The organism is Pseudomonas sp. 8209 (assembly GCF_028682105.1).
Lineage (GTDB): Bacteria > Pseudomonadota > Gammaproteobacteria > Pseudomonadales > Pseudomonadaceae > Aquipseudomonas > Aquipseudomonas palmensis.
In genome coordinates this window covers 90,190-115,938 of the sequence record NZ_JANIAH010000007.1, presented here as the reverse complement: position 1 = coordinate 115,938, position 25,749 = coordinate 90,190, and the positions used below count along the sequence as shown (strand labels likewise).

The window sequence follows — 25,749 nt, the reverse complement described above, 5'->3', positions numbered from 1 at the left end:
GGCAATCGTGCTGTGCACGCCCGGGGGCTTGCCCCTGGCGGTAGTGATCGGGCCTCTCAACATGCTTTAGCTGGCGAATACAGACCCCTAATGTAAAAATGTACGACACAGAGAGCCATGCACAGCGCCGTGAAATATGCACTGCACTGTACAGGCCGCCAATGCAGTACACCCCCGTTCCCTGCAGGCGCCAGGCGTTACGCACCCTGAAGGCACAGCCCCAACATGCTTGAATTACGACCCGACTCCGCCCCCCCGCTCGTCAACCAGATCATCAACGGGTTGCGTGAGTTGATCGAGAACCAGACCCTCAAACCCGGTGCCAAGGTACCGTCCATCCGCGCCTTCGCCGCCACCTACTCGGTCAGCACCTTCACCGTGGTCGAAGCCTACGACCGGCTGGTGGCCCAGGGCCTGCTGGTCAGCCGCGGCAATGCCGGCTTCTTCGTCAACCGCTCGGTCAACGAGCGCATCGAAAGCCAGGCCAGCGACGCCGAGCCGGGCAAGCCGGAGTTCAACTCCGAGTGGTACCTGCAGAACATCTTCGAAAACCGTCAGCTGGCCTTCAAGCCCGGCTGTGGCTGGCTGCCCAACGAGTGGATGTTCGAGGACGGCCTGCGCCGCGGGCTGCGCCAGGTGGCCGGCAGCGTGATGGAACTGAGCGGTTACGGCGACCCCATGGGCCTGCTCGAGCTGCGCACCCTCACCGCGCAGAACCTGGAACAGGACCAGCGCATCGTGGCCAACCCCAACCAGCTGATGCTCACCCACGGCGCCAGCCAGGCGCTGGACCTGGCGGTGCGCACCCTGGTGCGCCCAGGCGATGTGGTGCTGGTGGACGACCCGGGCTACCCCAACCTGATGAGCATCCTGCGCTTTCAGGGCGCCACCCTGATCGGCGTGCCGCGCACCCCGGCCGGGTACGACCTGGAGCATCTCGAGCGGCTGCTGGCCCACCACCGGCCCACGGTGTTCTTCACCCAGCCGCACCTGCACAGCCCCACCTGCTCGCGCACCCCGCTGGCGCAACTGCACCGCCTGCTGCAACTGTCGGCGCAACACGGCTTTCGCCTGGTGGAGAACAACCTGTACGCCGACATGGTGGCCGAACCGCAACCGTGCCTGAGCAGCCTGGACCACCTGCAGCAGGTGGTGTACGTGGGCAGCTATTCCAAGAGCATCTCGCCGAACGTGCGGGTGGGCTACATGCTGGCCAACCCCGAACTGATCCAGAAGCTGCTGCAACTGAAGATGCGCTCGGGCCTGACCACCTCACAGGTGATGGAGCGCGTGGTGTATGCGGCCATCACCGACGGGCGCTGGCGCAAGCACCTCAAGCGCCTGCGCCAGCGCCTGGCCGAGGCGCAGCAGGAGGTCAGCCGTCGCCTGAACCGCCTGGGCTTCGAGATTTTCGTCGAGTCCGACGAGGGCATGTACCTGTGGACCCGCCACCCGCAGATCGCCAACAGCGCAGCGCTGGTGGACGACGCCCTGGAGCGCGGCATCATGATCGGCCCCGGCCAGTTGTTCATGGTCGACGCCCAGGCCACCGGCTGGATGCGCTTCAACGTGGCGTTCAGCACCGACCCGGCCTTGTGGCAGCAACTGGAAAAGCTGTTCGCCCGTCACGCCGCCTGAACCTGCGCAATTTTGTTCAATACGCCGCCCCCGGCCCCGCCACACACTTCCTGGACCCACATCCATAGAAGTGAAGGTTACATGGAGCAGTTCCTGATCATTGCAGCAGCGCACTTTCTGGCGCTGCTGTCACCGGGGCCGGATTTCTTCCTGGTGGCACGCACCTCCCTGGCCACCAGCTGGCGCGTGGCCAGCGGAGCCTGCCTGGGCATCGCACTGGCCAACGGGGTGTTCATTGTCGCCGCCTTTACCGGCGTGTCGGTGCTGCAGCCGCACAGCACGCTGTTCATCGTGCTGCAACTGGCCGGTTGCGCCTACCTGCTGTACCTGGGCTGGCTGTTCATCCGCCATGCCGGTGCCAGTACGCTGGAGGTTGCCCCGCAGGGGTCGCCGGCACCGTCGCCCGCGGCCACCACCTGGCTGGGCGCCGCCGGCATGGGGGTGGTGTCCGGCATCCTCAACCCCAAGAACGCGCTGTTCTACGCCAGCCTGGCGGCCATGCTGAGCGGGCCGCAGGCAAGCCCTGGCTGGAAGCTGGCCTACGGCCTGTGGATGTTCGGCGTGGTGCTGGCGTGGGACCTGCTGGTGGCGGTGGTGATCGGCAACCGCCACGTGCGCCGCCGCTTCGCCCGTGCCCTGCCGTGGCTGGAGCGGGCCACGGGGGCGACGCTGGTGCTGCTGGCGCTGGGCGTGATCGCGGTAATGGCGCTGGGCTAGCACCGGGGCGTGGGGTAGGCTATGAGGCTTCATTTACCTGTTTTCAGGGATACCTATTGGCCGCTGCATGGGGCACAGTCGCCCCCACCGCGCGCCCGAGACTGCCCATGCCTATCCAGACGACTGTTCCCGAACCCACGCTGCTCGCGCCGGTACTGCTGGTGGAGGACGAGCCGCTGATCCACCGCCGCCTGGAAGCCCTGCTGCTGCAACTGGGCTACCGGCCCGAGGCCCTGCTGTTCGCCAGCTCGCTGGCCGAGGCCCGCGCCTGCCTGGCGGCGCAGCCGGTGGCGCTGGCGCTGGTAGACCTGGGCCTGCCCGACGGCAACGGCATCGAGCTGATCGAAGAGATGCACGCCACCGACCCCGGCCAGGCGATCCTGGTGATCTCGGCATGGAGCACCGAAGACACCCTGCTTGCGGCGCTGCGGGCAGGCGCCACCGGCTATGTGCTCAAGGAACGCGACGACCTGGAGATCCTGTTGTCGCTGCGCAGCGTGCTGCGCGGCGGCGCCCCCATCGACCCGTTCGTGGCCCGGCGCATCATCGAGGAACTGCGCCCGGGGGCCGCCCAGCCGGTCGACACCGCCGATGGCGAACGCCTGACCCCGCGTGAAGACCAGATCCTGCGCCTGGTGGCCGAGGGCCTGGGCAACCGCGAAATCGCCGAACAGCTGAACCTGTCGCGCTACACCGTCGAATGCCACGTCAAACGCATCTATCGCAAGCTGGCGGTGTCTTCGCGCACCCGCGCCATCCATGCGGCACGCACGCGTGGCCTGCTCGATTGAGAGGCCTGATGGCGTGCTGGCTGCTCGTCCTGTGCCTGTCGGGTGCAGCGCAGGCTGCAACGCCGGGCGGTGCAAGCTGCACCGTGCAGGTGCTGTCGGTAGCCACCGCCCAGGGTGATGACCAGGGCAACCGCCCCGAGGCCGGCCCCTGGCAGGCCGTGACCCTGCCCGACGACTGGAGCCGACGCTGGCCGCAGCACGACGGCACGGTGTGGTACCGCCTCCAGTGGCAGCGCGACTGCGCGGCCGGTCAACGCATGCCGGTGGCACTGACGCTGCGCTCGGTGATCATGGCCGGCGAAGTGTTCGTCAACGACCAGCGCCTGTGGCGTGACAGCCAGCTGAGCGAGCCGCTGTCACGCAGCTGGAACATGCCCCGCTACTGGCACCTGCCCGAAGGCCTGCTGCACGAAGGCGTCAACACGCTGTGGGTACGTGTGGTGGGCCTGGCGGTACAGTCACCCGGGCTGGGGCCGGTGTACCTGGGGGATGAGGCCTCGGCACGCCAGCTGTATGAAGAGTTGCTGTGGACCAACCGCTCGTTGTTCGTGCTCAACCTGACCGTCTCGGCGGTGCTGGGCGGGCTGTTCTTCTGTATCTGGGTGATCCGCCGCGAGCAACGGATCTTTGGCTGGTATGCGGCCATGGCCCTGTGCTGGGTGCTGTTCATCGCCAATATACTGATGACCAGCCCCTGGCCCTTCTCCACCACCCTGATGGCTGCGCGCTTCAACGGCATCGCGCTGGTGATGTACGTCACCTGTTTCTGCGTGTTTGTCTGGCGCTTTGGCGGGCAATCGCTGCCGCGCCTGGAGAAGGCACTCTGGCTGCTGACTGCCGCACTGGTGGCCTTGATGGCACTGGCCCCGGATGCCCGCGTCGGCAACGCGCAACTGGTGGCGGTGCTGAGCACGGCGACGGTGTTTTTCCTCAACTGCCTGCAGTTTCAGTTGCATGCCTTGCGCACCCGGCGGCCCGAGCATGTGTGGCTGGCCGCCAGCCTGCTGATATTCATGCTGGCCGGGGCCCATGACCTGCTGATAATGCTGAAGCTGATCGGCGAAACGCCCGCGTGGACACCGCTCACCAGTGTGGTGACGACCCTGTGCATGTCGGTGGTGCTGGGCTTGCGCCATGCGCGCAGCGTGCGCCGCATCGAGCGCTTCAACCTGGAGCTGGCCGAAGGCATCGAGCGCGCTCGCGGGGAACTGGCCACCACCCTCGAACGCGAACACGCCCTGGCGCTGACCAACTCCCGCCTGCAGGACCGCCTGCAGATCGCCCACGACCTGCATGATGGGCTGGGCGGTTCGCTGGTGCGCATGATGGCCATGGTCGAGCAGGCCAGCACGCCGCTGCAGGGCCCGCAGTTTCTGTCGATGCTCAAATTGCTGCGTGATGACCTGCGCCAGACCATCGACAATGGCTCCAGCGCCGGCATCAAGGTGCCGGCCACGCCGCAGGAATGGATCGCCCCGCTGCGCCATCGCTTCACCCAGCTGTTCGACGAACTGGATGTGGCCTGCACCTGGCACTTCGCCGCGCAGTGGCGCACACCGCCCAGCGCCTTGCAGTGCATGGCGTTGACCCGCCTGGTGGAAGAGTCGCTGACCAATGTGGTCAAGCACAGCCGTGCCCGGCATGTGCAGGTTGAGCTGCAGCAGCCGCAGCCCGACAGCCTGGAGCTGAACATCGAGGATGACGGTATCGGCTTCGACGTGCTGGCGGTACAGCGCGCCGGGGTGAGCGTGGGCATGCGCAGCATGCATGCGCGCATCGCCCGGGTGGGCGGTCAGTTGGAGGTGGTTTCGCTGCCGGGTTGTACGCGGCTTGTTGCACGCCTTGCGCTGCAACGGGAGGTGCCGGCCAGCGTGTGAGCCGGTACATTCGCTTCGCCGGCAAGGCCGGCCCCTGCAGGGGTTGTGCTGCTCTGCAGGGGCCGGCCTTGCCGGCGAACGCGCTACTTCACATCGAAACGGTCCAGGTTCATCACTTTTGCCCAGGCCGCCACGAAGTCGCTGACGAACTGCTGCTGCGCATCTGCACTGGCATACACCTCGGCCACGGCCCGCAATTGCGCGTTCGAGCCGAACACCAGGTCGACCCGGGTGGCGGTCCACTTCACCTGCCCGCTTTTGCGATCACGCCCTTCGAACGCCTGAGCGGCCTCGGACACCGGCTTCCACTCCACGCCCATGTCCAGCAGGTGGGTGAAGAAGTCATTGGTCAGCGCCTGCGGCCGCTGGGTGAACACGCCATGGCTGCTCTGGCCCACATTGGCCCCCAGCACCCGCAGGCCGCCCACCAGCACCGTCATCTCCGGTGCACTGAGCGTCAGCAGTTGCGCCTTGTCGATCAGCAGCGCTTCGGCCGGCACGCGGTAGTGCCCCTTGAGGTAGTTGCGAAAACCATCGGCAATGGGTTCGAGAAAGCCGAACGACTCCACGTCCGTCTGCTCTTGGCTGGCATCGGTGCGCCCCGGCGTGAACGGCACCGTGACCGTATGCCCGGCGTTTTTCGCAGCCTGCTCGACGCCGGCGTTGCCCGCCAGCACGATCAGATCGGCCAGGGAGATCTTCTTGCCACCGGCCTGCGCCCCATTGAATTCGTTCTGGATGCTTTCCAGGGTCGCGAGCACAGCAGCCAGCTGTTCGGGCTGGTTGGCCTGCCAGAACTTCTGCGGGGCCAGGCGCAGCCGCCCGCCATTGGCACCGCCGCGCTTGTCCGACCCCCTGAAGGTGGAAGCCGCCGCCCATGCGGTGGACACCAGCTGCGCCACCGACAGGCCCGAGGCCAGTACCTTGGCCTTGAGCGCGGCGATGTCGCCGTCATCGACCAGCGGGTGGTCGACCTTGGGAATCGGGTCTTGCCACAGCAGCTCCTCAGCGGGCAGTTCCGGGCCCAGGTATCGCGACAGCGGGCCCATGTCACGGTGGATCAGCTTGTACCAGGCGCGAGCAAAGGCATCGCTCAGCTGGTCGGGGTTTTCCAAGTAGCGGCGCGAGATCTTCTCGTAGATCGGGTCGAAGCGCAGCGACAGGTCGGTGGTCAGCATGGTGGGGTTGCGCCGCTTGGACGGGTCGTGGGCGTCGGGGATGATACCGGCGCCGGCGCCGCCCTTGGGCGTCCACTGGTGGGCCCCGGCCGGGCTCTTGGTCAGCTCCCACTCGAAGCCGAACAGGTTCTCCAGGAAGTTGTTGCTCCAGCGGGTCGGGGTGGTGGTCCAGGTCACTTCCAGGCCGCTGGTGATGGTGTCCGGGCCCTTGCCGGTGCCGAAGCTGTTCTTCCAGCCCAGGCCCTGTTCCTCCAGGCCTGCCGCTTCAGGCTCGGGGCCCACGTTGTCGGCCGGGCCGGCGCCGTGGGTCTTGCCGAAGGCGTGGCCGCCGGCGATCAGGGCCACGGTTTCCTCGTCGTTCATGGCCATGCGCCCGAAGGTCTCGCGAATGTCCTTGGCGGCGGCGACCGGGTCGGGGTTGCCTTCCGGGCCTTCCGGGTTCACGTAGATCAGCCCCATCTGCACTGCGGCCAGGGGGTTCTCCAGGTTGCGGCCCTGCTCGGTACGGCTTTCTTCGTTGCCGTGCTGCTCGGGTTCGGCCACCAGGGTGCCCTCGCCCGGCGGCTGCATGGCTTCAGGGTCTTTGCCGTAGCGCGTGTCGCCACCCAGCCACTTGTTCTCCGAGCCCCAGTACACGTCCTCGTCCGGCGCCCACACGTCCGGGCGACCGCCGGAAAACCCGAAGGTCTTGAAGCCCATCGACTCCAGCGCCACGTTGCCGGTGAGCACGATCAGGTCGGCCCAGGAAATCGCCCGCCCGTACTTCTGCTTGATCGGCCACAACAGCCGCCGCGCCTTGTCGAGGCTGACGTTGTCGGGCCAGCTGTTGAGCGGCGCGAAGCGCTGCTGGCCGGAGCCGGCACCGCCGCGCCCGTCGCCGGTACGGTAGGTGCCGGCACTGTGCCAGGCCATGCGCACGAACAGTGGCCCGTAATGGCCGAAGTCGGCCGGCCACCAGTCCTGCGAGTCGGTCATCAGCGCGGTGAGGTCCTGCTTGAGGGCCTGGAAGTCCAGGCTCTTGAACGCCTGGGCATAGTCGAAGCCCTCGCCCAGCGGGTCGGCCTGGGGCGCGTGCTGATGCAGGATCTTCAGGTTGAGCTGGTTGGGCCACCAGTCACGGTTGGTGGTGCCACCGCCGGCGGCATGATTGAACGGGCATTTCGATTCAGTTGCCATGTGAGAGCTACCCTTGGTCGAGTTCATGTCGCCAGGCAGCCCTGCCAGGGCGCCGTGGCAACGTGCGAAATCAGTTACACAGGTTGCATCGTCAACGACTCGAACGGCTGAGCGCCGCGATCTTGTCTCTTCATCAGGATGGGTCGGCCAGCTGGCGCCGGCACCGAACTAAGGCTAGTTCGCCGCCCCCGAGTCGGCAAATAGCCGCAGTATTGGTGGGTGATAGCCATAATCTCTTATACGGAACCCGCCAGGGAGCAGAAGGTAGGACAAACGCTCGCTGAGCCGTGCACCGATAACGCAGGCGTAGTCAGGGCGAGCGACCACCCCACGGGAGGCTCGCCCCATGGACATGCGCCCGCGTTCAACCGCCATCCACGAGGCCGGTCACGCCCTGGCCGTGTGGTGGAACGGCCAGCCCATTGCACGGGTGACCGTGCTGACCCACGCCCAGGCCGCCAGCGGCCCGCTGATCGACCTGAACGGGCGTGCGCACTTTGCCGAGGGGCTGGTGGAGGCGGACTACCTGATCGTGCACCCGGCCTTCGCCGCCCGTGGCATTGCCGAGTACCTGCCCTCCCTCGTCGAACCCATCGAGCGCGACCTGCTGCACTGCTTTGCCGGGCCCGTGGCCGAAGCCATCCACCGGCACGCACGCTATGACCGGGTCTTGCGCGGCAGCGGCCGTGGCGACCGATGCCGCGGGCATGAACTGATCAGCCTGTTGCCCGCGCACAAGCTGCTCGATGCCGAGGCCCTGGCCATCGCCCGGTCCGGCTGCCTGGTACGCCGGTACTGGGCGGGGCTGGTAGCAGTGGCCGACCTCTTGCAGGCACGGGGCGTGGTGGACGGCGAGCGAGTCAGCGCGTTGCTGTGCCAGGTGACTGGTGAGTCACCGGCACAAGGGCCCGCAAGCCTGCGCGAACTTGACCCTGAGGGCAGGCCCGACCAGAGGCAGGCCACCCGGCAAAAGCGTTAGCGCTTTTTGCAATAGCGCAAAAAAGCTGAGCTACAGTCGTAAAAGGCGCATCTGATACGTATTTATCAGGAGAAACTGATCTGTATCCACGGATGTTCACATCATGCAGGGATGAGCAACGATGGATCACTGGACAACGGAGCAACTGCGTCAGCTGGTGTGCTCGAAGGACCTGGACAGCCAGTTGGCGCAATTGGAAAAGCTGCTTCGGTGCCTGGGTTTCGACTGCTACGCCTTCAGTTTCACCACCCCGACCTTTTCGATCACACAAAGCAACTGCCCCAACCCATGGGGCGAGCGCTACCGTCGCCATGAGCCTGCGGTCGTTGAGCCCCTGCTTGCGCACAGCCGGCACTCATCCTTCCCGTTGCTGTGGACACCAGAGGCTTTCACCAGCCCCCCCGAGTTGTGGGCAGGCGCGCAGGATCACGGCGTTTGCCTCGGCTGGACCCAACCCTTTCACGATGAGCACGGCAGGTTCAGCAGCTTGAGCGTGGTACGCCAACACCCGCCCGTGACCGTCAATGAGCTTTACCGCAAGGGGGCCGCGGTGCTGTGGCTGGTGCAGGTGCTGCATGCGACGGCGGCCGCTCTGGTGAATGACCCGCAGGGGCCGTCATCATCCGAGTGACCCGCAATGGGGTTCGCCAGCGCCACATGGGATATCCTCGCTACCCGGCCCGTTCAAAGATCGAGTGGAAGACCCATTGAAACTGCTCAAGGAAAACAGAGAAATCCTCCTGTCTGGAGAGGAAGCCATCCACCTTGTCGCCGATATCGAATACATGCTCATTTCCCTGAGAGACATTGCCCGCCATTACTACAGGGATGTTGATGGCGACATCAGCCCAGGCGACAGAGCGCTGTATTGCGAAGAGACGACACGGTTCATCGATGAAAACCAGATCACCCGTCGACTGGCCGCCATGCGAAGAACAATCACTGAAAAGTTCGACCTCGCGCTGGGCTGCGACGACATGGATGACATTGAAAGAGCGGTGGCCGAGATGGACTACTGGAAGCCCAAACAGGCAACGTAGCCAGCTACGTTGCTTGCACAAAGGCAGGCATGAACCCTACTCGACCATCAACCCTCGACGCACCCGCCCCGCCCTTTTGTAGGCCCTGACCACCGTGTTGGTCTCACACGAGATGATCCCGTCCAGGGATCCCATGCGGGCGGTCGAGACGGTCCATAGATCATGGATATCACGGCACAGCACATGCCAGAACAGCTGCGAGCCGCCACTGGTGCCAAACAGGCAACGCGTGTGTTCATCCTTCGCCAGTTCCTGGGCAATGCCCTCCGCCGCACCCGGTCGAGTCTGCAACGACACAATCGCCTCTACCCCATAGCCCACCAGCAACGGCTCGAGCTCCACACGAAATGTCAGGGCATTGCTGTCGACGAGCCCACTCAGCATCCGCTGAACCTTCGGCTCACTGACTCCACATGTCTCGGCAAGCACGCCCAGGCTGGCCCTTCCATCCAGGGTCAGGGCGCCGAGTAACCGCATTTCGTCAGCACTCAGGCTCACAGGCCCGACCAGCACCGGCTCGGTAGGCACCGAACCATCAATACGCCAGCGGCTGGCTCGTCGGAACGACCTGAGCACCACTTGCGTCTGAACCTGCCTAACCCCCGGCACCAGCGGCAACTCCCGCACCACCATGTCAGAAAGCGCTTCCACGCTGGGCAGGTTGATCTCGGTGAAGATGTCGAACTCGCCCGTTGTCGCCATCACAACCTGCGTCTGTGCCCACTGCGCCAGGTGCTGCGCCACTTCGCTCTGACGACCGTCTGCTACCCGAATCCAGGCATGCAGCACCGGGCCACTCCCCACCACAACCGGGTCGAGCTCGCCGATCACCCGGATATACCCGTTGTCCATCAAGCGTTGCAGGCGACGCGAAAGCGTACGCTCCGCCACATCGCAGCCGGCGCTCAGATCCCGCCAGGTGCCGCGAGGGTTCGCCTGCAGTGCAATCAGGCAGGCCAGATCCGCGTCATCCAACGCAAAATGTCTTTTTTCATCCGAATCAACGGTTGACGAGACCATATCCTTACAATACCTTCGCTCAAGTGGCCAAATTAATACAAAAAAACGCCGCATATGTCTAAAAACAATTACAACTCAAACCCAAAGGCACAAGCCAATGAATTATGCGACTCAAACGTCCGAAGCGGCAAAGCCGCAGGTATCAACCGCGCGCAAAATTGCTGCTGGCAGCATTGGCAATGCGGTGGAGTGGTTCGATTGGACGATCTATGCGTCGTTCGCGGTGTTCTTTTCCACACAATTCTTTCCAAAAAATGACGAAACGGCGTCCCTGCTGGCGACCTTCGCGATTTTCGCCGTGGGGTTCTTCATGCGCCCGATCGGTGGCTGGGCCCTGGGGATCTACTCTGATCGCTATGGCCGCAAATCGGCACTGGGGGTCACCATCCTGCTGATGGCAGGCGGGTCCCTGATGATCGGCATTACCCCCACCTACGAGAAGATCGGCCTGCTCGCGCCGGTCTTGCTGGTGATCGCGCGCCTGATGCAAGGCTTGTCGCTGGGCGGTGAATACGCTTCAGCCTCTACCTACCTTGCCGAGTTGGCGCCGGACCACCGTCGCGGGTTCTTTTCGAGCTTTGTGTTCTTCAGCTCCGCCGCGGGCATTCTGACCGCCTCGGCGATCGGCTGGGCGCTGACCACCCTCCTCACCGAGGAACAGATGAGAGAGTTCGGCTGGCGCATTCCGTTCCTGCTCGGCGCCCTGGGCGGTATCGCAGGCATCTGGCTGCGTATGTCGGTACCTGAAGCAGAAGCCTCCACGCCGCCAACCGCAGACAAGGTAGAGAAGCAACCGCTGCGCACCCTGCTGCGCGATTATCCGCGCGAGACCCTGCGGATCGTGGGCTTTTCGATCCTGAGCACCTTTGCCTTCTACCTGTTCGTCATCTACATCCCGACCTATGCCATCCGTGCGCTGCACGTGGAGTCCTCGACAGCGTTCGCTGCAAACACGGTTGCAATGGTCGCGTTCATGCTCGTGCACCCACTCTTCGGCATGCTCTCTGACAAGTTCGGGCGCAAGCCGCAACTGATCGTGTTCGCCCTGGGCTACCTGGTGTTCTTCTACCCGATCATCACCAGCATGCAGCCGACGTTCTCGTCGATCCTGATGGTGGAGCTGTTCGGCCTTATGCTCTACGCGCTCTATACCTCCATCGCCCCGGCAATCATGTCCGAACAGTTCCCCAGCCGCGTTCGCGCCGTCGGCATTGGTGCTCCCTACAACCTGATGGTGGCGCTGCTGGGCGGTACCACGCCGTATCTGCTGACCTGGCTGCAGAGCAACGGTCAGGAGAGCTGGTTCTTCTACTACGTGCTCGCAGGCGCCGCGCTCACGCTTGTGACCTTCATCAAAATGCCGGAAACAGCCGGAAAGCCACTGAAATAGTCACTGGCTCGAACAACGCCATGCAATCCCCGTCAACGAGTATCGGATACGGGGATTACCGACCCACACCGCTTAGAACCTAGAACCCATGCTCGAACGATCCGAAGCCCTATGTTTCCAGTCTGCCCTGCAGATTGCCCATCTGATCGCTACCCGGCAGATCACCTCGCGTGCCGTCACGCACTACTTTCTGGACCGCATTGCTCGCGGCAGCGAGCTCAATGCCTTTACCGCAGTGTTCGCAGAGCAAGCCCTGGCGGCAGCCGATGCCGCCGACAGTGCGCTCGAGGCAGGCCACCCTTTGAGTGCTTTGCATGGCGTACCGGTCGCCATCAAGGACAACATCGAAATCGCCCATACCCCGGCATCGGCAGGTTCGTTGAGCCGCCTGGGCACTGTCAGTGCCGTGACCAGCACCGTCGCGCAACGATTGCAGGCGGCCGGAATGGTTATCCTGGGCAAGACCCAGATGACCGAATTTGCGTTCGGCCTGTCCGGGCAGAACCCGACCCGAGGCACGCCCTGGAACCCGTGGGACACAACGCTGCATCGTGCCCCGGGCGGTTCCTCTTCAGGTGCGGCGGTTGCTGTTGCCGCAGGGCTTGTACCTGTTGCAGTGGGGGGCGATACCGGCGGATCGATCCGAGCCCCCGCATCGCTCAATCATCTGGTCGGCTTCAAGCCGTCCAGCGGGGTCATCAGCGTGCACGGTGTGGTTCCGCTTGCGCCCAGCCTCGACGTGCTGGGCCCGATCGCCCGTGATGTTGGCGACGCCCATGCACTCACGGCCATCCTTGCCAGCCCGTCTACCGGCAGTGGGTCGAGCGTTCAGGCCGACCTTGCAGGTGAGCTGGTACCAGCCAAGCCGGGCACGGTGTTCGTACTGGACCAGAGCGCGTTCCCAAGTGCGCTGTCCGTGGGCGCTCGCCGGGTATGGGATCAGGCCCTGGGCACCCTGGAAAAGGCCGGCTGGACGCTCCAGAGCTGGGTTCCAGAGGATGAGTTGAACATCGGCCGGCTGTCCGAGTGCAACTCGATGATCATTGCCTATGAGGGGTATCGCGAGTTCGGCCACCTTGCACATGACCCTGCGCAGCCGCTCTGGGAGGTGGTGCGCAATCGCATCCTGGCCGGCGCGGCCATCAGCCGTGACGACTACGAACACGCCGTTGCACAGCGTGCCCACGCCGCCGAGGCCTTCAGACGAGCGATCGGCTCATCCGGTGTTCTGCTGATGCCGGTCAGCGGTCACGGGGCCCTGCCTCTTGATGACCAGGACGCTGCTCACGTGAGCATCGGCACGTTCAGCCGCGCCAGTAACTACCTCGGCACCCCGGCAATCGCACTACCCGCCGGATTCGATGAAGCACAGATGCCGATTGGCGTGCAGCTGCTGTCACCGGTATCTACCGACATGCACTTGCTGAACATGGCGAGCGCCATGGCGCCTGCACTGCTGCTTGACGAGCGCAAGCCCGAGCTGGGGCGGTGGGGGCTTTAAGCCCGGAACAACACTCGCGTAGCACCTGGCGCAACGTCTTCAGTGATGTTGCGCAGGTGTCATCCAGGCAGACCATCGCCGTGCGCTGCGATCGTCAGGCCGTTGCAATGCGAAGACTTTTCTACCCATCTCCGGTACTGGCGAGTGCGAAAGGCCATGGCGGCCTGTTGCAGGATCAGCGCGAGCAACGGTGAAACACTCGGGTCGGGATTTTTATTGCGACTGAGTTTACGCAGTTGAAACTTCACTACAGCCATGTTCGCCAAGGCCGCCATGGCTTTGTTTTTCCAGGTGATCGGCGGCAATTGCGGGGCATTGTCGTTGCCCGCCAGCCACTGGCGAGGCAGGTGCGGGTCGATAGCAAGGGCGGTTCCGATGCCCACCATGTCCACACCGCTCTGCACGACGCTTTCGGCCACCGGGCGGCGGCGTATACCGCCAGTGACCATCACCGGCATGTTGGCGACGGTTTGGATATCACGGGCGAACTCGACAAAATAGGCTTCGCGAGCCAGGGTGCGACCATCGCGCGCATCACCCTGCATGGCGGGTACTTCGTAGCTGCCTCCCGATAACTCCACCATGTCCACGCCCAGGTCGTTGAGCAACTCAACCACCTTTTTCGCGTCATCGGCGGTGAATCCTCCGCGCTGGAAATCGGCGGAGTTCAGCTTGACCGCCACTGCAAAATCCGCAGAAACCACAGCCCTGACCGCCTTGACGATTTCGAGCAACAGGCGCGCCCGGTTTTCCAGAGGGCCACCCCACTCGTCCGTCCGCTGGTTGGTCAACGGCGAAAGGAACTGGCTCAACAAATAGCCATGGGCAGCATGAATTTCCACACCAGTGAATCCGGCCTGCTCGCCGAGGCGTGCGGTATTCGCGAAGCGCTGGACAACCTCTTCGATCACGCCTGGGGTCATCGCATGAGGTGTGGCAAATCGCCTGGACATGTTGCCGAGATCCAGCGGCACGGCTGACGGGGCCCAGGTCTTTTGCCCAAGATTGGACTGCATCTGGCGACCGGGATGATTGATCTGCAACCAGAACTGCGCACCGCCGGACCGACCTGTACGCGCCCAGTGCTTGAACTTGTGCAGTTGCTGATCGTCTTGCAACACCACGCCACCCGGTCCGGTCATGGCGCGGCCGTCGACCATAACGTTGCCGGTAATGATCAGGCCGGCACCACCGTCGGCCCATGCTTGATAGAGACGCAGCAAGTCCTTGGAAGGCGCCTGATCGGCGTCCGCCATGTTCTCCTCCATGGCAGCTTTGGCGATTCGGTTCTTGATAGTTGAACCGTTGGGAAGCATCAGGGTGTCGAACACATTCATGGAGCAGCCCTCAACTGAAGAGGAGGCCACCTTAAGATTAAAGTCAACTTTAAGGTCAATACCCTTTTGCGCAGTGCAGCAGTGGAGTTTGACCTTAACGCACCGCACGCTTGCCCGGCGCTTTGCCAATGCCTTCTTCACGCAGGCGATTGATCAGCATTTGCGCATTTTCCGCGCACGCCATGCTTTCGGGCTTACCCTCGATGCCCTGGATGACGAGCAGAAGCTGCGCTTTGTTGTGGGCTAGCCGTTGCTGTAGAACAGCAATTTCCTCAACCTTTTGCTTAAGCCCGCTGAGCAATTCATCGTGCTGCCAACCGCTGGCATTCATCGGCATCAACTGCCGAATTTCTTCCAATGAAAAACCCGCCGCCTGCGCTGCGGTGATGACCTCCAACACCCACTTGGTATCAGGCGCGTAGTCCCTGTAACCATTTGCTTTGCGCTCGACAGATTTGATCAAGCCGCTCGACTCGTAGAACCGGATGCGTGAGGGCGCCAAACCACTGATTTTCGCCAGTTCGCCTATTCGCATAACCCACCCTGAACACTCTGTTGACCTTGAAGTTGACTTTAAACCTAAAGCCATCGGGGCGGCCAACCATCACGCATTGAATTCAGGCTCGACCACTGTCTACGCCACTGGCATCAGCGCTTCGTCACGCCACTGTTGATGCAACAGTTCTGGAACGCCAGCCATACGCCAACACCATCAGCAGCCCCAGAGCACCCATCGACGCTCCGGCCAGGGAAATGGCCGGATAACCCAACCCGGCGTTGATCACCGCTCCGCCCAGCGCTGCGCCAATCGCGTTGCCAAAATTGAAGGCGCCAATGTTCACCGCAGAGGCAAGATTGGGCGCGTCCTTCGCTGCTTCCATCACACGCATCTGCAGTGGCGGCACCAGGGCGAAACTGGCGATACCCCATATCAGGATGGCCAGAGCGGCCGGCACCGCCCAACGCATCAGCAGGGTGAACGCCAGCAAGACGAGAATCAGAACGCTTAGCGAGACGATCAAGGTGCGATCTATCGAGCGGTCGGCGGCCTTGCCGCCCCACAGGTTGCCCAGCGTCAACCCCACCCCGAAAAGAACCAGCATGCCAGTGATGTAGGCGGTGGAACCATTGGTCTCGCTGCTGAGGATCGGCGCGATGTAAGTGAAGACAGTAAACATCGCGCTCGACCCGACTACGGTCAGGGCCAACGCGCCCAGCACCGGACCGCGCCCCAGTACTCGAATTTCGGCCATTACACCGACGCTTTGCGACGTCTTCAGGTTAGGCAGGGCGAACCATAATGCGGCCATGGTCACCACGCCGAGGCCGGTAATTCCCCAGAAAGCGGTGCGCCAACCGAACAGCTCACCAAACCAGGTGGCCAGCGGCACACCGCCGATGGTCGCCAAGGTCAGGCCCATGAACATCGCCGCCACCGCCCCGGCACGTTTTTCCGGGGCGACCACGCTGGCGGCGACGATGGAGCCAACGCCAAAAAATGCACCATGGTTCAGTGAGGTCACCACCCTGGCGACCATGAGGCTGTAGTAATCGGTGGCCAGGGCTGACATCAGATTACCCAAGGTGAAAATCCCCATGAGCCCGATCAGCAGATAGCGTCGGGGAATCCTGCCGGTGGTCAGGGTCATCAGCGGTGCACCGAGCAATACGCCCAGCGCATAGGCACTGACCAGCAACCCGGCAGCGGGAATCGAAACGCCCAGATCCTGAGCTATACCCGGCAACATGCCCATGGGGGCGAATTCTGTTACGCCGATGCCAAAGGCACCGATGGCAAGTGCGACAAGTGGTGGATTGATACGCATGGAAGGCTCCTTATCTATGCCGCCAATGCTACGATGCAGTTTTTTAACGCGGTAGATAGCATTTTTGGCAATCACCTTTGCGCAGGAGGCACAAGTGGACTTCAACGGCAGGTCAGGTGAAATGAGCGTGTTCACCACCGTGGCGCATGAAGGCAGCCTGTCGGCCGCGGCGCGTGCACTGGGCGTGACACCCTCGGCAGTCAGTCGGGTCATCGCGCGTACCGAGCAACGCCTTGGCACCCGCCTGCTGTTGCGCACCACCCGAGCGCTCGCCTTCACTGCCGAGGGCGAAGCGTTCCTGCGTGGCGCCCGGCGTATCCTGGCCGATATGGACGAGGTCGAAGCAGCGATCGCTGACCAGGGCGTGCCCAGGGGGCGATTGCGGGTCAGTGCCGCCCTTGGCCACGGGCGGCTGGCCATCGTCCCGCTGGTGGCAGCATTCAGCGCCCGTTACCCGAACATCGTCGTCGACCTTACCCTCGGCGACGAAGTGGTCGACATTCTCGGCGGGCAGGCCGATGTCGCGATCCGCTTCGGCCATCTGCCCGACAGCCCGCTGACCGCGCGCAGGATCGGCGACACCGGCCAGGTAGTGGTGGCATCGCCCGAGTATCTGCAGCGCGAGGGCATCCCCACGGAGCCGGAAGACTTGTTTCAGCACAATTGCCTGCGCTTCAACTTCCGGCGTGCCGAACCCAACTGGCCGTTCATCCGCGATGGAAAAGAGTTTTCCCTGAAGGTCAGCGGCAACATCGAATGCAGCAGTGGTGAAGCGCTGGCACAACTTGCGCGAGTAGGTGCCGGCATTGCACGTATCGGTGAGTTCAGCGTGCGCGAGGATCTGCAGCGCGGCGCCCTGATTCCGCTGCTGGAAGCCTGGAACCCTGGGGACCAGGAACCTATTCATGCTGTGTTCGTCGGCGGGGCGGCAATGCCGGCGCGGGTGCGATTGTTCGTGGACTTCTTGCTGGAACATCACCGGATGTAAGCGCTTGATCTGAAATTTCCGGGTACTTGTGGTGTTGAAGTCTCGAAAATGTCGTTACCTCACCAGCATCGATGCTGAAACGGTAACCCCTCCAGCTTCCCCACAAGCCAGAACCTTGAATACCCACCCCACCCCGTTAACCTTCGCCCATCGCTTTTTGTGTCTGCTGTTTCGTGTCATGGCAGCTGTGCGTGGGGCGCATTCGTGCGCGCCGGGTTCCTTGATTCCCGGTCTACCAACCTGCGTACAGCGCCACCCTTCGTCTGGTAGCGATAGGTGTCGGCTCCACCAATCAAGGGAGCTGCACAATGACAAGAATCGTCCCCGAACCCCGCGTGTTAATCCCCGCAAACCACCTACACCGCCTTCGGCTGTAGCAACGGAAACCACCCTCCCCTGTTTTCCGTCTGCGAAGGCATCGAACTCGAAGATGCGTTGGTCCATCTGTCGCTACAGATCCAATGCGCCAAGGAGATGGCGACAGGCCGAGGTCGGCCAGAAGCAGTCATTCGTGAGTTGCCATCAGCAGTCAGTATTTCGATACGCAGTCGGGCGCGACTCCTTAATCGGTGATAATCGCCAAATAAAAAAGGAGTGCCTCTGTAAAGGGCACTCACTCCTGTTTACTCGCAATGCTAAATCGCTTGGTTTTGTTCAAGCGCTGTGGTTTACCGGTGCGAACTCTGCTTTCACAAAGTAGGTTTTTTCTTCGGTTTCCAGATTCGATATACCGGCCTGCGCACCAACCTCTACTAGCTTTGCCCTGACTGACAGTTCCAAATTTTTGTCTGTGGAGAATGACGTGTTTTCTTTAATTTCTAGGGACGCGGTCAGACAGCCGCCCACTTCGCGTGCAAATACGACCGCCTTCCACGAAGGCTCATACGGCAGCCAAAAGAAGCTCTCACGATCGACTTTGCTATCTGCTTTCCAAGGCTTGCCGGTTAACGAGAACTCACGTGTATCGAGTGAATCAGTATCGCATTCAGTTTTACCTGCGTAACTGACTGCGCCTCCACCCATAGGGCCAACTTGCACAGATGCTTCTGCGCTGATGGAGCCGCGCGTTTTATCGGATACTTTCTTGGTGATGCTGATTTTGGTCGCTCCGAGTTGAACCAATAGCTTGACCAGTTCCGATTCGCGCTCCTCCAGCAGGATTGCGTCATAGCTATCACTGGGAATGTAGAGGTTCTTGTTATCCGGGTTCGAGTAGTCGGACAGTGGGTGTTTGCGGTAAGCCTTGCCAACGACTGGGTGCCCTGGCTGGAAACGATAATCAGCCTCTTTAGCTTGGGTGCGGGAAAGCGAATGGCGTTGTACGTAAGCAGTGAGCAAACGTGTTTCTTCGGCTATGGCTTTAGCTGGGGCAGATTCATCAGTTGTGGCGCTACGATCTTTGGCGTCTATTGATTCACCCGCGCCTGCAACACCGGCAGCGGTGGCCGCTGCGCCAATAATCATAGAAATAGGCAGGATAGGAATAAGGAATGACGATGCTACAGCCGCTAAGCCGGAGTATGCAGTTTTTCCAATCAGCGGTGTTGTATTTTGGCCAGGAAGTGTGAAGTTTGGAGTGTAGCCGCTATCATTTGGCTGGGAGGTGTCGGAGGAAAAATGATCTTCTACGATGTAAATGAGATCTAGCATTGGGTAACTCTCCTTGTTGGCCAAACACATGGTTGCCCGGCCGGCATTTAGTGATCGTCCCTTGCCAGGGAAGTGTGTATTGATGCTTTGTTTCGGCCTTGCTCGAGGATTCTTGAATCGCCCCTGATTTCCTATACGCTTTTCACTGGCTGCTTCTGGCCGAAAGCAGCCTTCACCAAAAACCAGGTATCGATCGATATACGCATAGACAGCCTCAACCACCCCGCCCTTGAATATCCCCCCAATCCTCGCTACCCTTCGTCTCGCCGCTGCCAATTCAGCGGCCGGGTCTGCAAGCCCGCCAAGCAAAAGGCGCACAGCGCCACCTGAAAGTCATTGGCGCTTTTTTGTGCCCGTGGTTTCGATTTATGGTGGCTACGTGTGGGAGACCTTCGGGTCTGCCGGGTTCCTTTTGCCCCGGTCTTGCAGACCCGCACGTAGCCGCCACCCTATCAACTGCAAGTGATGGCTGGCGGTTCCACTGCAAAAGGGAGCTGCACAATGACAAAAATCGTCCCCGATCCCCCGCTTGTTAATCCCCGCAAAACCGCCTACACCGCCTTCGGCTGTTGCAACGGAAACCACCCTCCCCTGTTTTCCGTCTGCGAAGGCATCGAGCTCGAAGATGCGTTGGTCCATCTGTCGCTACAGATCCAATGCGCCAAGGACACCACCGCACAAGCTTGCGAACGCGCCGACGCGCAGTTCAAGCACCTGCTGGTGGCAGCGCAGCAGTCGCTGGAGATGAGCACCGTGTTGATCGACACGGTGCTGGACGGCATGGAGGCGCAAGCGGTAGACGCGTAACGACGAGACACCCGGGCCGCAGACGCGGCCCACTGATAGGGGTGCCTATGCGCCATGTAGGAGCCGGCTTTGCCGGCGAAGCGACGCGCGGGCAGCGCGCGGCCTAGAGAGCGCCATCAGATTCAAGGCATGCCCCCCAAACCCAGATGCAATTTCAAGACAGGTGACTGGGGATGTCTTCAGAAAGGCCACCAAAGGATCGCGGTGAGGTTATCAGGTGCCAGTCAATGCTGTTGTGCCGGTCACAAGATCGAGCGCCGCGAGCGCGGCGCTTCGCCGGCAAAGCCGGCTCCTACATGGGCTGCCACGTGCCAACGCCTGTGAGATTCGAGTTGCCAGCCACCACAACTACACCACCAGAATCGCCTCATGCACATCAATTGTCGGAATCGGCACCACACAACGCCGCATGTCGAGCCACTGGCGCATCTTGCAGGCGTCGAAAATCTGGCCCTCGTCCATCATCGTCAGGATGAGCTTTTGAGACATGTGGTAACACCCACATTTCAGGCAACGCCGCCCTTCCCACCCGGCTGGGCAGTCGATGGCCTCGGCGTGGCCGGCGCAGATCAGACAGCTCATGCAACCCCCTGATTGTTTTTCTGGGCGGGAAGGAACGTGCTGGTTACACCACAAAAAACAGCGTTCGAAAAAGGCATGAAAATTCCGTGCCAAGGCACGTATCTCGACAGATGGCAGCTGTTTCGGGCACCCGCCTCACTGGCCCCTGCGAAGGTCGTCGATCAGGGTCTTGTACCCGGCCACCTGCTGCTTGACGTAGGTGCGCAATTGATCACCGGTCATGGCGAACGGCAGCAGCCTGAAGCCGCTGCGAAGCTGGGCGAACTGTTCCGAGGCCAGTAGCTGGTCGAAGGTGTGCTTCCACCAGGCATAGTCCTCGTCGCTGACCCCGGGCCCCAGATAGAAGCCCCTGACCACCGGGCAGACGATGTCGTAGCCCTGTTCCCTGGCGGTGGGTACGTCCTTGAGCTCACCACCCAGGCGTTCTTCCGAGAGTACGGCCAGCAGGCGCATCTCGCCGCGCTGCAGGTGCGTGATGACCTCGAACGCATCGGTACTGCTGACTTCGATGTAACCGCCCAGCAACGCCGTGGCGCTTTCGCCGCCGCTTTCCAGGGCGATGTAGCGCAATTCGCCAATATCGATACCCGCGGCCTTGGCGAGCAACGCGGCCTGCACCCAGTCCTGCCCGCCGGCAGTGCCGCCGGAGCCGAACAGCACCTTGCGCGGCTGCTGCTTCAGCGCCTTGACCAGGTCGTCGAGGTTCTTGTACGGGGAGTCGCTTCTTACCGCGATGGCGCCATAGCTTTTGCCCAGGGCGGCGACCCAGCGTACCGCACCCTCGTCGAAGCGCCCGAACTTGCCCTGGGCAAGGTTGAGCAGCGACCCGCTGGACCATGCGATCAGGGTGCCCGGCTCTGCCGGCCGTTGCGCGATGATGGTGTTGTAGGTCACCGCCCCGACCCCACCGGGCATGTAGGTGATCTGCATGGGCTGGTCGAACACCTTGTTCTGGGCCAGGGCTGTCTTTATCAACTGGCACATCAGGTCCCCACCGCCACCCGATGAACCGGGCACGATGCACTCGGGCAAAGACGGCGGCGCCGCAAGCAACGAAGTGGCGAACAGGGAGCAAGCAATCGAGCAGATACTGCGCAGGAAAAACGTCATGGCGGTCGCCTGTTATTGTTTTTGGTATGACTTGGCAGTTGCACACCGGGCGGGTTGTCGCCAGTGCACAACTGCACGTACCAAATCTTAGGCTGTGTAGCTTTCTCCAACCTTGCAGCAAGGCAGCGTACGCTGCCCGCGCCATGACTGCAAAACCGGCACCACGGCAGTTACGCAGCGCCTGCCTGGCGGCCGACACTCAGTTGCAACTGGGCAACGCGCCCGATCTGCTCCCAGTCGATCTGCAGGCCCAGGCCCGGTTGCTGCGACACCGTCACCTGCCCTTGCGCGTTGGTGCGGATCGGGTTGGCGGTGGCGAACTCGAACAGCTCGACCTCGCACGCCTGTTCGAAGTAGCTGCACACCGGCTGCCCCAGCATCAGGTGCAGGTTGGCCGCCTGCGCCAGCGAATGCCCCCAGCTCTGCAGTTCGACCTTGAGCCCGCTGGCCGCAGCGTGGTGGATGATCTTCAGCGCGGGGGTGATGCCGCCGCAGGTCATCACATCCACCCGCACACGGCTCCAGCACTGCTGGCTGGCGGCAAACGCCACCAGCTGGCTGTCGGTGATGGCGTTGCCGGCGGCCAGCACCGGCACCTGCAGCCGCGTGCTCAAGTGTCGGTACCCGACCAGGTCGTAGTCGTCCAGCGGCGCCTCGAACCAGGCGTAGCCCAGCTCGCCCAGCACCCGCCCGACCTTGAGCGCGGCGTCCAGGTCGTAGCGCTGTTCCACGTCCAGCATCAGCGCCAGGCCCTTGTCGCCGTGGGCCCGCTGAACCTGCTCGAGCAGTTGCAGGTCGCGCGCCGGGTCGCACCAGCAATGGAACTTGATGGCCGCAAAGCCCGCCTCGACCAGTTGCTGCACGGCGTCCACATAGGCCTGCGGCGTGGCCAGCACCGGGGTGCTGGCGTAGGCGTCGATGCGCTCGCGGTAGCCGCCCAGCAGCCTGAACAGGGGCAGGCCCGCCGCCTGCGCCGCGATGTCCCACAGCGCCACGTCGATCAGCGCCTGGGCCTGGGCCGAGCGCGCATAGGCCCTGGGCTTGAAGTGCATCCACAGCCCTTCGCGCTGCAGTGCCGAGCGCCCGAGCAGGTCGGGGATCATGTCACGCAGCGTCTCGGCCAGTACCGCGTCGGGGTGGTGCGTGGTGTACGAATCGGTAGCCGCCACGCCGACGATTCCGTCGCAGGTGCTGATGCGGATGAAGGTGTGCGTGGTGCACGGCGCCGGTTGCTCCGGGGTCCAGGTGGAGCCGCGCAGCGGCGGCGCGCACACGAATACCTCGACCCGGTCGATGATCTGGTTGTGCATTGGGGGCCTCCCGCCTCTAGGTGCGAACGCGATAACGCTCGATCATCGCCTCGTCCAGTATCACGCCAAGGCCTGGGCTGTCGGGCACGCGCACATGGCCGTCCTCCAGCGCCAGCAGGTTGCTCACCAGGCCACGGAACAACGGGCTGTCGCTTTGCGAGTATTCGATCAACTCGCCAAACTCGCTGGCCGCCAGAAAGTGCACGGTGGCTGCCAGCAGGATGCCGGTGCTGAAGCCGTGGGGCACCAGTTGCGCGCCGTGCAGTTGCGCCAGTTCATAGATGTGGCGCATCTCGCTGATGCCGCCGCAGCGGGTGATGTCGGGCTGGATGATCGCCGGGCGCGAAGCCTCCAGAAAGTGACGGAACTCGTGCCGCGTGGCCAGCCCCTCGCCGCCGGATACGCGCAGCCCGGAGCGCTCGGCCAGGTACGCCAGGCCGCGGGTGTCGTCCGAAGGCAAGGGTTCCTCGATCCAGTTGAGGTTGAACTGGCGCAGTGCATCGCATTGCACCAGCGCGTGGGAGTAGTTGCGCCAGCGCCCCACCAGGTCGATCTGCAGTTGCACGTCGTCGCCGATCTCCTCGCGCACCAGTTGCAGCAATGCCTTGTCCCTGGGCAGGTCTTCGCCAAAACCTGCGCCGCCGAGCTTGATGCTGCGCAGGCCCTGGGCCAGCAGGCCGCGTACCCGCTCGCGGTTGCCGGCCTCGTCGGGCCGCGGGATGAAGGTGCCGTAGGCGGCGATGCGCTCACGGTACTTGCCGCCGAGCAGGGTGTGCACCGGCACGCCGTAGTGCTGCCCGGCGATGTCCCACAGGGCGATGTCGAGCGCGCTGATGGCATGGATGGCCACGCCGCGCCGGCCCATGTATTCGCAGTGACGGTACATCTTCTTCCACAGCCGGTCGATTTCCAGCGGGTTCTCGCCGACCAGGATGTCGCGCAGCCCCTGGCAGGTTTCATGGGATGCCGGGGTTTCGATCAGGGCCTTGACCACGGCCGGCGAGCTGTCGGTTTCACCGATGCCCAGCAGGCCGCTGTCGGTGTAGATGCGCACGATCAACGCATCCTCACCCCACTCGCAGGGCTGGTCGAGCGCAGGCACGCGCAACCAGATCGCTTCTACATCGACTATTTTCATTGCAGGTTTTCCAGAGTTTTCGGGGCGCCCTGGCGAGCTTGGCGAGGGGCCTGTTCGGCGTCGCATGCAGTGCTCTGGGCCAGGCGGGCGGACTGCGCTTCGATCAGGTGTGCGGGCATTGCCGCGTAGTCTTCGCGCAGCCACTTCAGCAGCCCCCAGATCTTCACCATGAGGATGAAGATGAACGGGATGGCGGTGAGGATCACGGCAGTCTTGAGGGTGTTGAGCGAGGCATTGATGTACAGCATCGCCAGCGGCAGCACGGCCAGCATCAGGCACCAGAACAGGCGCAGGCTCGGCGACGGGTCCTGGCCTTCACGCAGGTTGCGGGTGCTGGTGGCGGCCACGGTGTAGGCCACGGCGTCCAGGTGCGAGGCCAGGAACACCAGCATGAGCAGGAAGTACACCACCGACAGCAGTTTGCCGAACGGCAGGCTGGCGAGCAGCATCGACACCGCCGCTTCGCCGCCGGCACCGCTGAGCATGGCCGGGGCATTGACCACATCGGTGACGAACTGGTGAATGGCAAAGCTCTGCAGGCTGCCGAAGAAGAACCAGCAACCGCCGCAGCCGCCCAGGATCATCGCCAGTACCACCTCGCGAATCGTGCGGCCCTTGGAGACGCGGGTGACGAAAATTGCCACGCCCGGCGTGTAGGTGATCCAGTACAGCCAGTAGAACACGGTCCAGTCACGGGAGAAGCCGCCGTCCCCGGTAGGGTCGGTGAACAGGCTCATGTGGATGAAGTTCTGCAGGGTCAGGCCGATGGCGTTGGCGATGTTGCTGACGCTGAACTGGGTGGGCCCCAGCAGCAGCACGACCAGGGCGAACAGCATGGTCATGCCGCAGGCCAGTTTTGCCAGGCGCTGCATGCCGGAGCTGATGCCGATGTAGGAGCTGAGCGAGAACACCAGTGTCACCAGGATCACCAGCGACGCCTTGAGCATGAAGCCGTCGGCAAGCCCGGTGAGGTCCGACAGCCCCTTGGCCACGGTGGAGGTGGTCAGGGTGGTGGTCAGCACCAGCCCGCCGAAGGTGGCGAACAGGAAGATCAGGTCGATGACCCGCCCGACCGGGCCGTGGGCCTTGTAGCCGGTGATCGACTCGATGATGCCCGCCAGGCTCAAGCCTTTGTTCTTGCGCACATGGAAGTGATACGCCATCGCCAGCGAGGCGATGCCGTAGATGGCCCACGGGGTCACGCCCCAGTGGAAGAACGAGTAGGCGATGCTCATCTCCAGCGCCTGCTTGCTGGCGGCGGTGATGTTCAGGCCCGGGGTGAGGTAGTAGTAGGCCCATTCCATGAACGCCCAGTACATGGTCGCCGAGCCGAGGCCGGCGCAGATGAACATGAAGATCCAGCTCGTGTTCCTGTACTCGGGCTTGCCCTCGCCCAGGCGGATGTTGCCGTACTTGCTCATGCCCAGGCCGATCACCAGCACCACGCAGGCAAAGCCCAGTACCTGGACCAGCACGCCGAAGGTGGTGGTGGCACGGGTGAAGAGCTGATCGGCCAGTACCTTGGCCTGATCGGGGAACATCATCAAACCGATGACCGTCAGCGATATCACCACGATGCTGGTGAAAATCAGCGTCAGGTCTTTCTGGGTGTTCTGCTGCATAGTGAGTCCCAACTGTTGTAATTATTGGACAGACCCCCGTATTGGCGGGCTCGGCGGCTAATGTAAGCTGGT

22 protein-coding genes are annotated in these 25,749 nt (G+C 62.8%); 11 read left to right on the top strand and 11 right to left on the bottom strand.

Features of this window, described 5'->3' with window-relative positions; all coding sequences use genetic code 11:
* The first annotated feature begins 225 nt into the window (after positions 1-225).
* The 4 genes from NP552_RS16830 (at position 226) to NP552_RS16815 (ending at position 5,023) form a co-directional block, all read left to right on the top strand.
* A complete protein-coding gene (locus NP552_RS16830; protein WP_100632507.1) occupies positions 226-1,638 on the top strand; it encodes an aminotransferase-like domain-containing protein in 1,413 nt (470 codons plus the stop codon).
* Between the two features lie 81 nt (positions 1,639-1,719).
* Positions 1,720-2,355, top strand: coding sequence for a LysE family translocator (locus tag NP552_RS16825; protein ID WP_274096940.1), 636 nt, complete (start codon positions 1,720-1,722; stop codon positions 2,353-2,355).
* A gap of 107 nt (positions 2,356-2,462) precedes the next feature.
* Positions 2,463-3,146, top strand: coding sequence for a LuxR C-terminal-related transcriptional regulator (locus NP552_RS16820; protein ID WP_043861687.1), 684 nt, complete (start codon positions 2,463-2,465; stop codon positions 3,144-3,146).
* A gap of 8 nt (positions 3,147-3,154) precedes the next feature.
* Positions 3,155-5,023: a sensor histidine kinase gene (locus tag NP552_RS16815; protein WP_274096939.1), complete on the top strand. Its 1,869-nt coding sequence runs from the start codon at positions 3,155-3,157 to the stop codon at positions 5,021-5,023.
* An 83-nt stretch (positions 5,024-5,106) separates the two neighbouring features.
* Here the strand turns inward: NP552_RS16815 and katG are convergent, their stop codons facing one another.
* Positions 5,107-7,377, bottom strand: a complete 2,271-nt coding sequence (katG, locus tag NP552_RS16810) for a catalase/peroxidase HPI (protein WP_274096938.1) — start codon at positions 7,375-7,377, stop codon at positions 5,107-5,109.
* Between the two features lie 346 nt (positions 7,378-7,723).
* On the opposite strand from katG, the gene NP552_RS16805 reads away from it, so the two are divergent.
* The 3 genes from NP552_RS16805 (at position 7,724) to NP552_RS16795 (ending at position 9,396) form a co-directional block, all read left to right on the top strand.
* Entirely contained in the window at positions 7,724-8,356 is a 633-nt protein-coding gene (locus tag NP552_RS16805) for a hypothetical protein (protein ID WP_231390775.1), read from the top strand.
* A gap of 121 nt (positions 8,357-8,477) precedes the next feature.
* Positions 8,478-8,987, top strand: coding sequence for an autoinducer binding domain-containing protein (locus NP552_RS16800; RefSeq protein WP_054914271.1), 510 nt, complete (start codon positions 8,478-8,480; stop codon positions 8,985-8,987).
* Between the two features lie 76 nt (positions 8,988-9,063).
* Entirely contained in the window at positions 9,064-9,396 is a 333-nt protein-coding gene (locus tag NP552_RS16795) for a hypothetical protein (protein ID WP_058540389.1), read from the top strand.
* A gap of 36 nt (positions 9,397-9,432) precedes the next feature.
* On the opposite strand, the gene NP552_RS16790 is transcribed toward NP552_RS16795, so the two are convergent.
* Positions 9,433-10,416, bottom strand: coding sequence for an Lrp/AsnC family transcriptional regulator (locus tag NP552_RS16790; protein ID WP_274096937.1), 984 nt, complete (start codon positions 10,414-10,416; stop codon positions 9,433-9,435).
* 97 nt (positions 10,417-10,513) lie between these two features.
* Here NP552_RS16790 and NP552_RS16785 point away from each other — a divergent pair, with 97 nt between their 5' ends.
* Together NP552_RS16785 and NP552_RS16780 are read left to right on the top strand one after the other, a co-directional pair.
* Positions 10,514-11,806 carry an MFS transporter gene (locus NP552_RS16785; RefSeq protein WP_043861683.1) on the top strand — a complete coding sequence of 431 codons (1,293 nt, stop codon included), beginning with the start codon at positions 10,514-10,516 and terminating at the stop codon, positions 11,804-11,806.
* Between the two features lie 88 nt (positions 11,807-11,894).
* Positions 11,895-13,307 carry an amidase gene (locus tag NP552_RS16780; RefSeq protein ID WP_274096935.1) on the top strand — a complete coding sequence of 471 codons (1,413 nt, stop codon included), beginning with the start codon at positions 11,895-11,897 and terminating at the stop codon, positions 13,305-13,307.
* Between the two features lie 59 nt (positions 13,308-13,366).
* Here the strand turns inward: NP552_RS16780 and NP552_RS16775 are convergent, their stop codons facing one another.
* From NP552_RS16775 to NP552_RS16765, 3 genes are all read right to left on the bottom strand, one after another.
* Positions 13,367-14,644 carry an NADH:flavin oxidoreductase/NADH oxidase family protein gene (locus NP552_RS16775; protein ID WP_274096934.1) on the bottom strand — a complete coding sequence of 426 codons (1,278 nt, stop codon included), beginning with the start codon at positions 14,642-14,644 and terminating at the stop codon, positions 13,367-13,369.
* 94 nt (positions 14,645-14,738) lie between these two features.
* Positions 14,739-15,179: a MerR family transcriptional regulator gene (locus NP552_RS16770; protein WP_116053566.1), complete on the bottom strand. Its 441-nt coding sequence runs from the start codon at positions 15,177-15,179 to the stop codon at positions 14,739-14,741.
* A 124-nt stretch (positions 15,180-15,303) separates the two neighbouring features.
* Complete coding sequence (locus NP552_RS16765; RefSeq protein ID WP_058540393.1) at positions 15,304-16,470, bottom strand: MFS transporter; 1,167 nt, start codon at positions 16,468-16,470, stop codon at positions 15,304-15,306.
* 94 nt (positions 16,471-16,564) lie between these two features.
* Between NP552_RS16765 and NP552_RS16760 the strand changes: the two genes are divergently transcribed.
* The gene (locus NP552_RS16760) at positions 16,565-17,458 is read left to right on the top strand and encodes a LysR family transcriptional regulator (RefSeq protein ID WP_058540394.1); all 894 of its coding nucleotides are present in this window, start codon (positions 16,565-16,567) and stop codon (positions 17,456-17,458) included.
* A gap of 654 nt (positions 17,459-18,112) precedes the next feature.
* Here NP552_RS16760 and NP552_RS16755 read toward each other — a convergent pair.
* Positions 18,113-19,426, bottom strand: coding sequence for a hypothetical protein (locus NP552_RS16755; RefSeq protein ID WP_229590234.1), 1,314 nt, complete (start codon positions 19,424-19,426; stop codon positions 18,113-18,115).
* 183 nt (positions 19,427-19,609) lie between these two features.
* Between NP552_RS16755 and NP552_RS16750 the strand changes: the two genes are divergently transcribed.
* Complete coding sequence (locus NP552_RS16750; protein WP_058540395.1) at positions 19,610-19,915, top strand: DUF6124 family protein; 306 nt, start codon at positions 19,610-19,612, stop codon at positions 19,913-19,915.
* A gap of 348 nt (positions 19,916-20,263) precedes the next feature.
* Here the strand turns inward: NP552_RS16750 and NP552_RS16745 are convergent, their stop codons facing one another.
* The 5 genes from NP552_RS16745 to NP552_RS16725 form a co-directional block, all read right to left on the bottom strand.
* Positions 20,264-20,497, bottom strand: coding sequence for a hypothetical protein (locus NP552_RS16745; protein WP_058540396.1), 234 nt, complete (start codon positions 20,495-20,497; stop codon positions 20,264-20,266).
* Between the two features lie 135 nt (positions 20,498-20,632).
* Positions 20,633-21,607 (bottom strand): Bug family tripartite tricarboxylate transporter substrate binding protein, encoded by a 975-nt coding sequence (locus tag NP552_RS16740; protein WP_058540397.1) that lies wholly within the window; start codon positions 21,605-21,607, stop codon positions 20,633-20,635.
* A 170-nt stretch (positions 21,608-21,777) separates the two neighbouring features.
* Positions 21,778-22,917, bottom strand: coding sequence for a mandelate racemase/muconate lactonizing enzyme family protein (locus NP552_RS16735; RefSeq protein ID WP_058540398.1), 1,140 nt, complete (start codon positions 22,915-22,917; stop codon positions 21,778-21,780).
* A 16-nt stretch (positions 22,918-22,933) separates the two neighbouring features.
* Positions 22,934-24,055: a mandelate racemase/muconate lactonizing enzyme family protein gene (locus NP552_RS16730; RefSeq protein ID WP_043860271.1), complete on the bottom strand. Its 1,122-nt coding sequence runs from the start codon at positions 24,053-24,055 to the stop codon at positions 22,934-22,936.
* Positions 24,052-25,677, bottom strand: coding sequence for a BCCT family transporter (locus tag NP552_RS16725; protein WP_058540399.1), 1,626 nt, complete (start codon positions 25,675-25,677; stop codon positions 24,052-24,054). The genes NP552_RS16730 and NP552_RS16725 overlap by 4 nt, the downstream gene beginning before the upstream one ends.
* Positions 25,678-25,749: the final 72 nt, after the last annotated feature.

Coding starts and splice junctions, on each gene's coding strand:
- NP552_RS16770 (WP_116053566.1), bottom strand. CDS start 15,179: ATGCGAATAGGCGAACTGGCGAAAATCAGTGGTTTGGCGCCCTCACGC.
- NP552_RS16750 (WP_058540395.1), top strand. CDS start 19,610: ATGACAAAAATCGTCCCCGATCCCCCGCTTGTTAATCCCCGCAAAACC.
- NP552_RS16830 (WP_100632507.1), top strand. CDS start 226: ATGCTTGAATTACGACCCGACTCCGCCCCCCCGCTCGTCAACCAGATC.
- NP552_RS16825 (WP_274096940.1), top strand. CDS start 1,720: ATGGAGCAGTTCCTGATCATTGCAGCAGCGCACTTTCTGGCGCTGCTG.
- NP552_RS16805 (WP_231390775.1), top strand. CDS start 7,724: ATGGACATGCGCCCGCGTTCAACCGCCATCCACGAGGCCGGTCACGCC.
- NP552_RS16800 (WP_054914271.1), top strand. CDS start 8,478: ATGGATCACTGGACAACGGAGCAACTGCGTCAGCTGGTGTGCTCGAAG.
- NP552_RS16745 (WP_058540396.1), bottom strand. CDS start 20,497: ATGAGCTGTCTGATCTGCGCCGGCCACGCCGAGGCCATCGACTGCCCA.
- NP552_RS16815 (WP_274096939.1), top strand. CDS start 3,155: ATGGCGTGCTGGCTGCTCGTCCTGTGCCTGTCGGGTGCAGCGCAGGCT.
- NP552_RS16730 (WP_043860271.1), bottom strand. CDS start 24,055: ATGAAAATAGTCGATGTAGAAGCGATCTGGTTGCGCGTGCCTGCGCTC.
- NP552_RS16740 (WP_058540397.1), bottom strand. CDS start 21,607: ATGACGTTTTTCCTGCGCAGTATCTGCTCGATTGCTTGCTCCCTGTTC.
- katG (WP_274096938.1), bottom strand. CDS start 7,377: ATGGCAACTGAATCGAAATGCCCGTTCAATCATGCCGCCGGCGGTGGC.
- NP552_RS16775 (WP_274096934.1), bottom strand. CDS start 14,644: ATGAATGTGTTCGACACCCTGATGCTTCCCAACGGTTCAACTATCAAG.
- NP552_RS16785 (WP_043861683.1), top strand. CDS start 10,514: ATGAATTATGCGACTCAAACGTCCGAAGCGGCAAAGCCGCAGGTATCA.
- NP552_RS16790 (WP_274096937.1), bottom strand. CDS start 10,416: ATGGTCTCGTCAACCGTTGATTCGGATGAAAAAAGACATTTTGCGTTG.
- NP552_RS16765 (WP_058540393.1), bottom strand. CDS start 16,470: ATGCGTATCAATCCACCACTTGTCGCACTTGCCATCGGTGCCTTTGGC.
- NP552_RS16725 (WP_058540399.1), bottom strand. CDS start 25,677: ATGCAGCAGAACACCCAGAAAGACCTGACGCTGATTTTCACCAGCATC.
- NP552_RS16820 (WP_043861687.1), top strand. CDS start 2,463: ATGCCTATCCAGACGACTGTTCCCGAACCCACGCTGCTCGCGCCGGTA.
- NP552_RS16735 (WP_058540398.1), bottom strand. CDS start 22,917: ATGCACAACCAGATCATCGACCGGGTCGAGGTATTCGTGTGCGCGCCG.
- NP552_RS16780 (WP_274096935.1), top strand. CDS start 11,895: ATGCTCGAACGATCCGAAGCCCTATGTTTCCAGTCTGCCCTGCAGATT.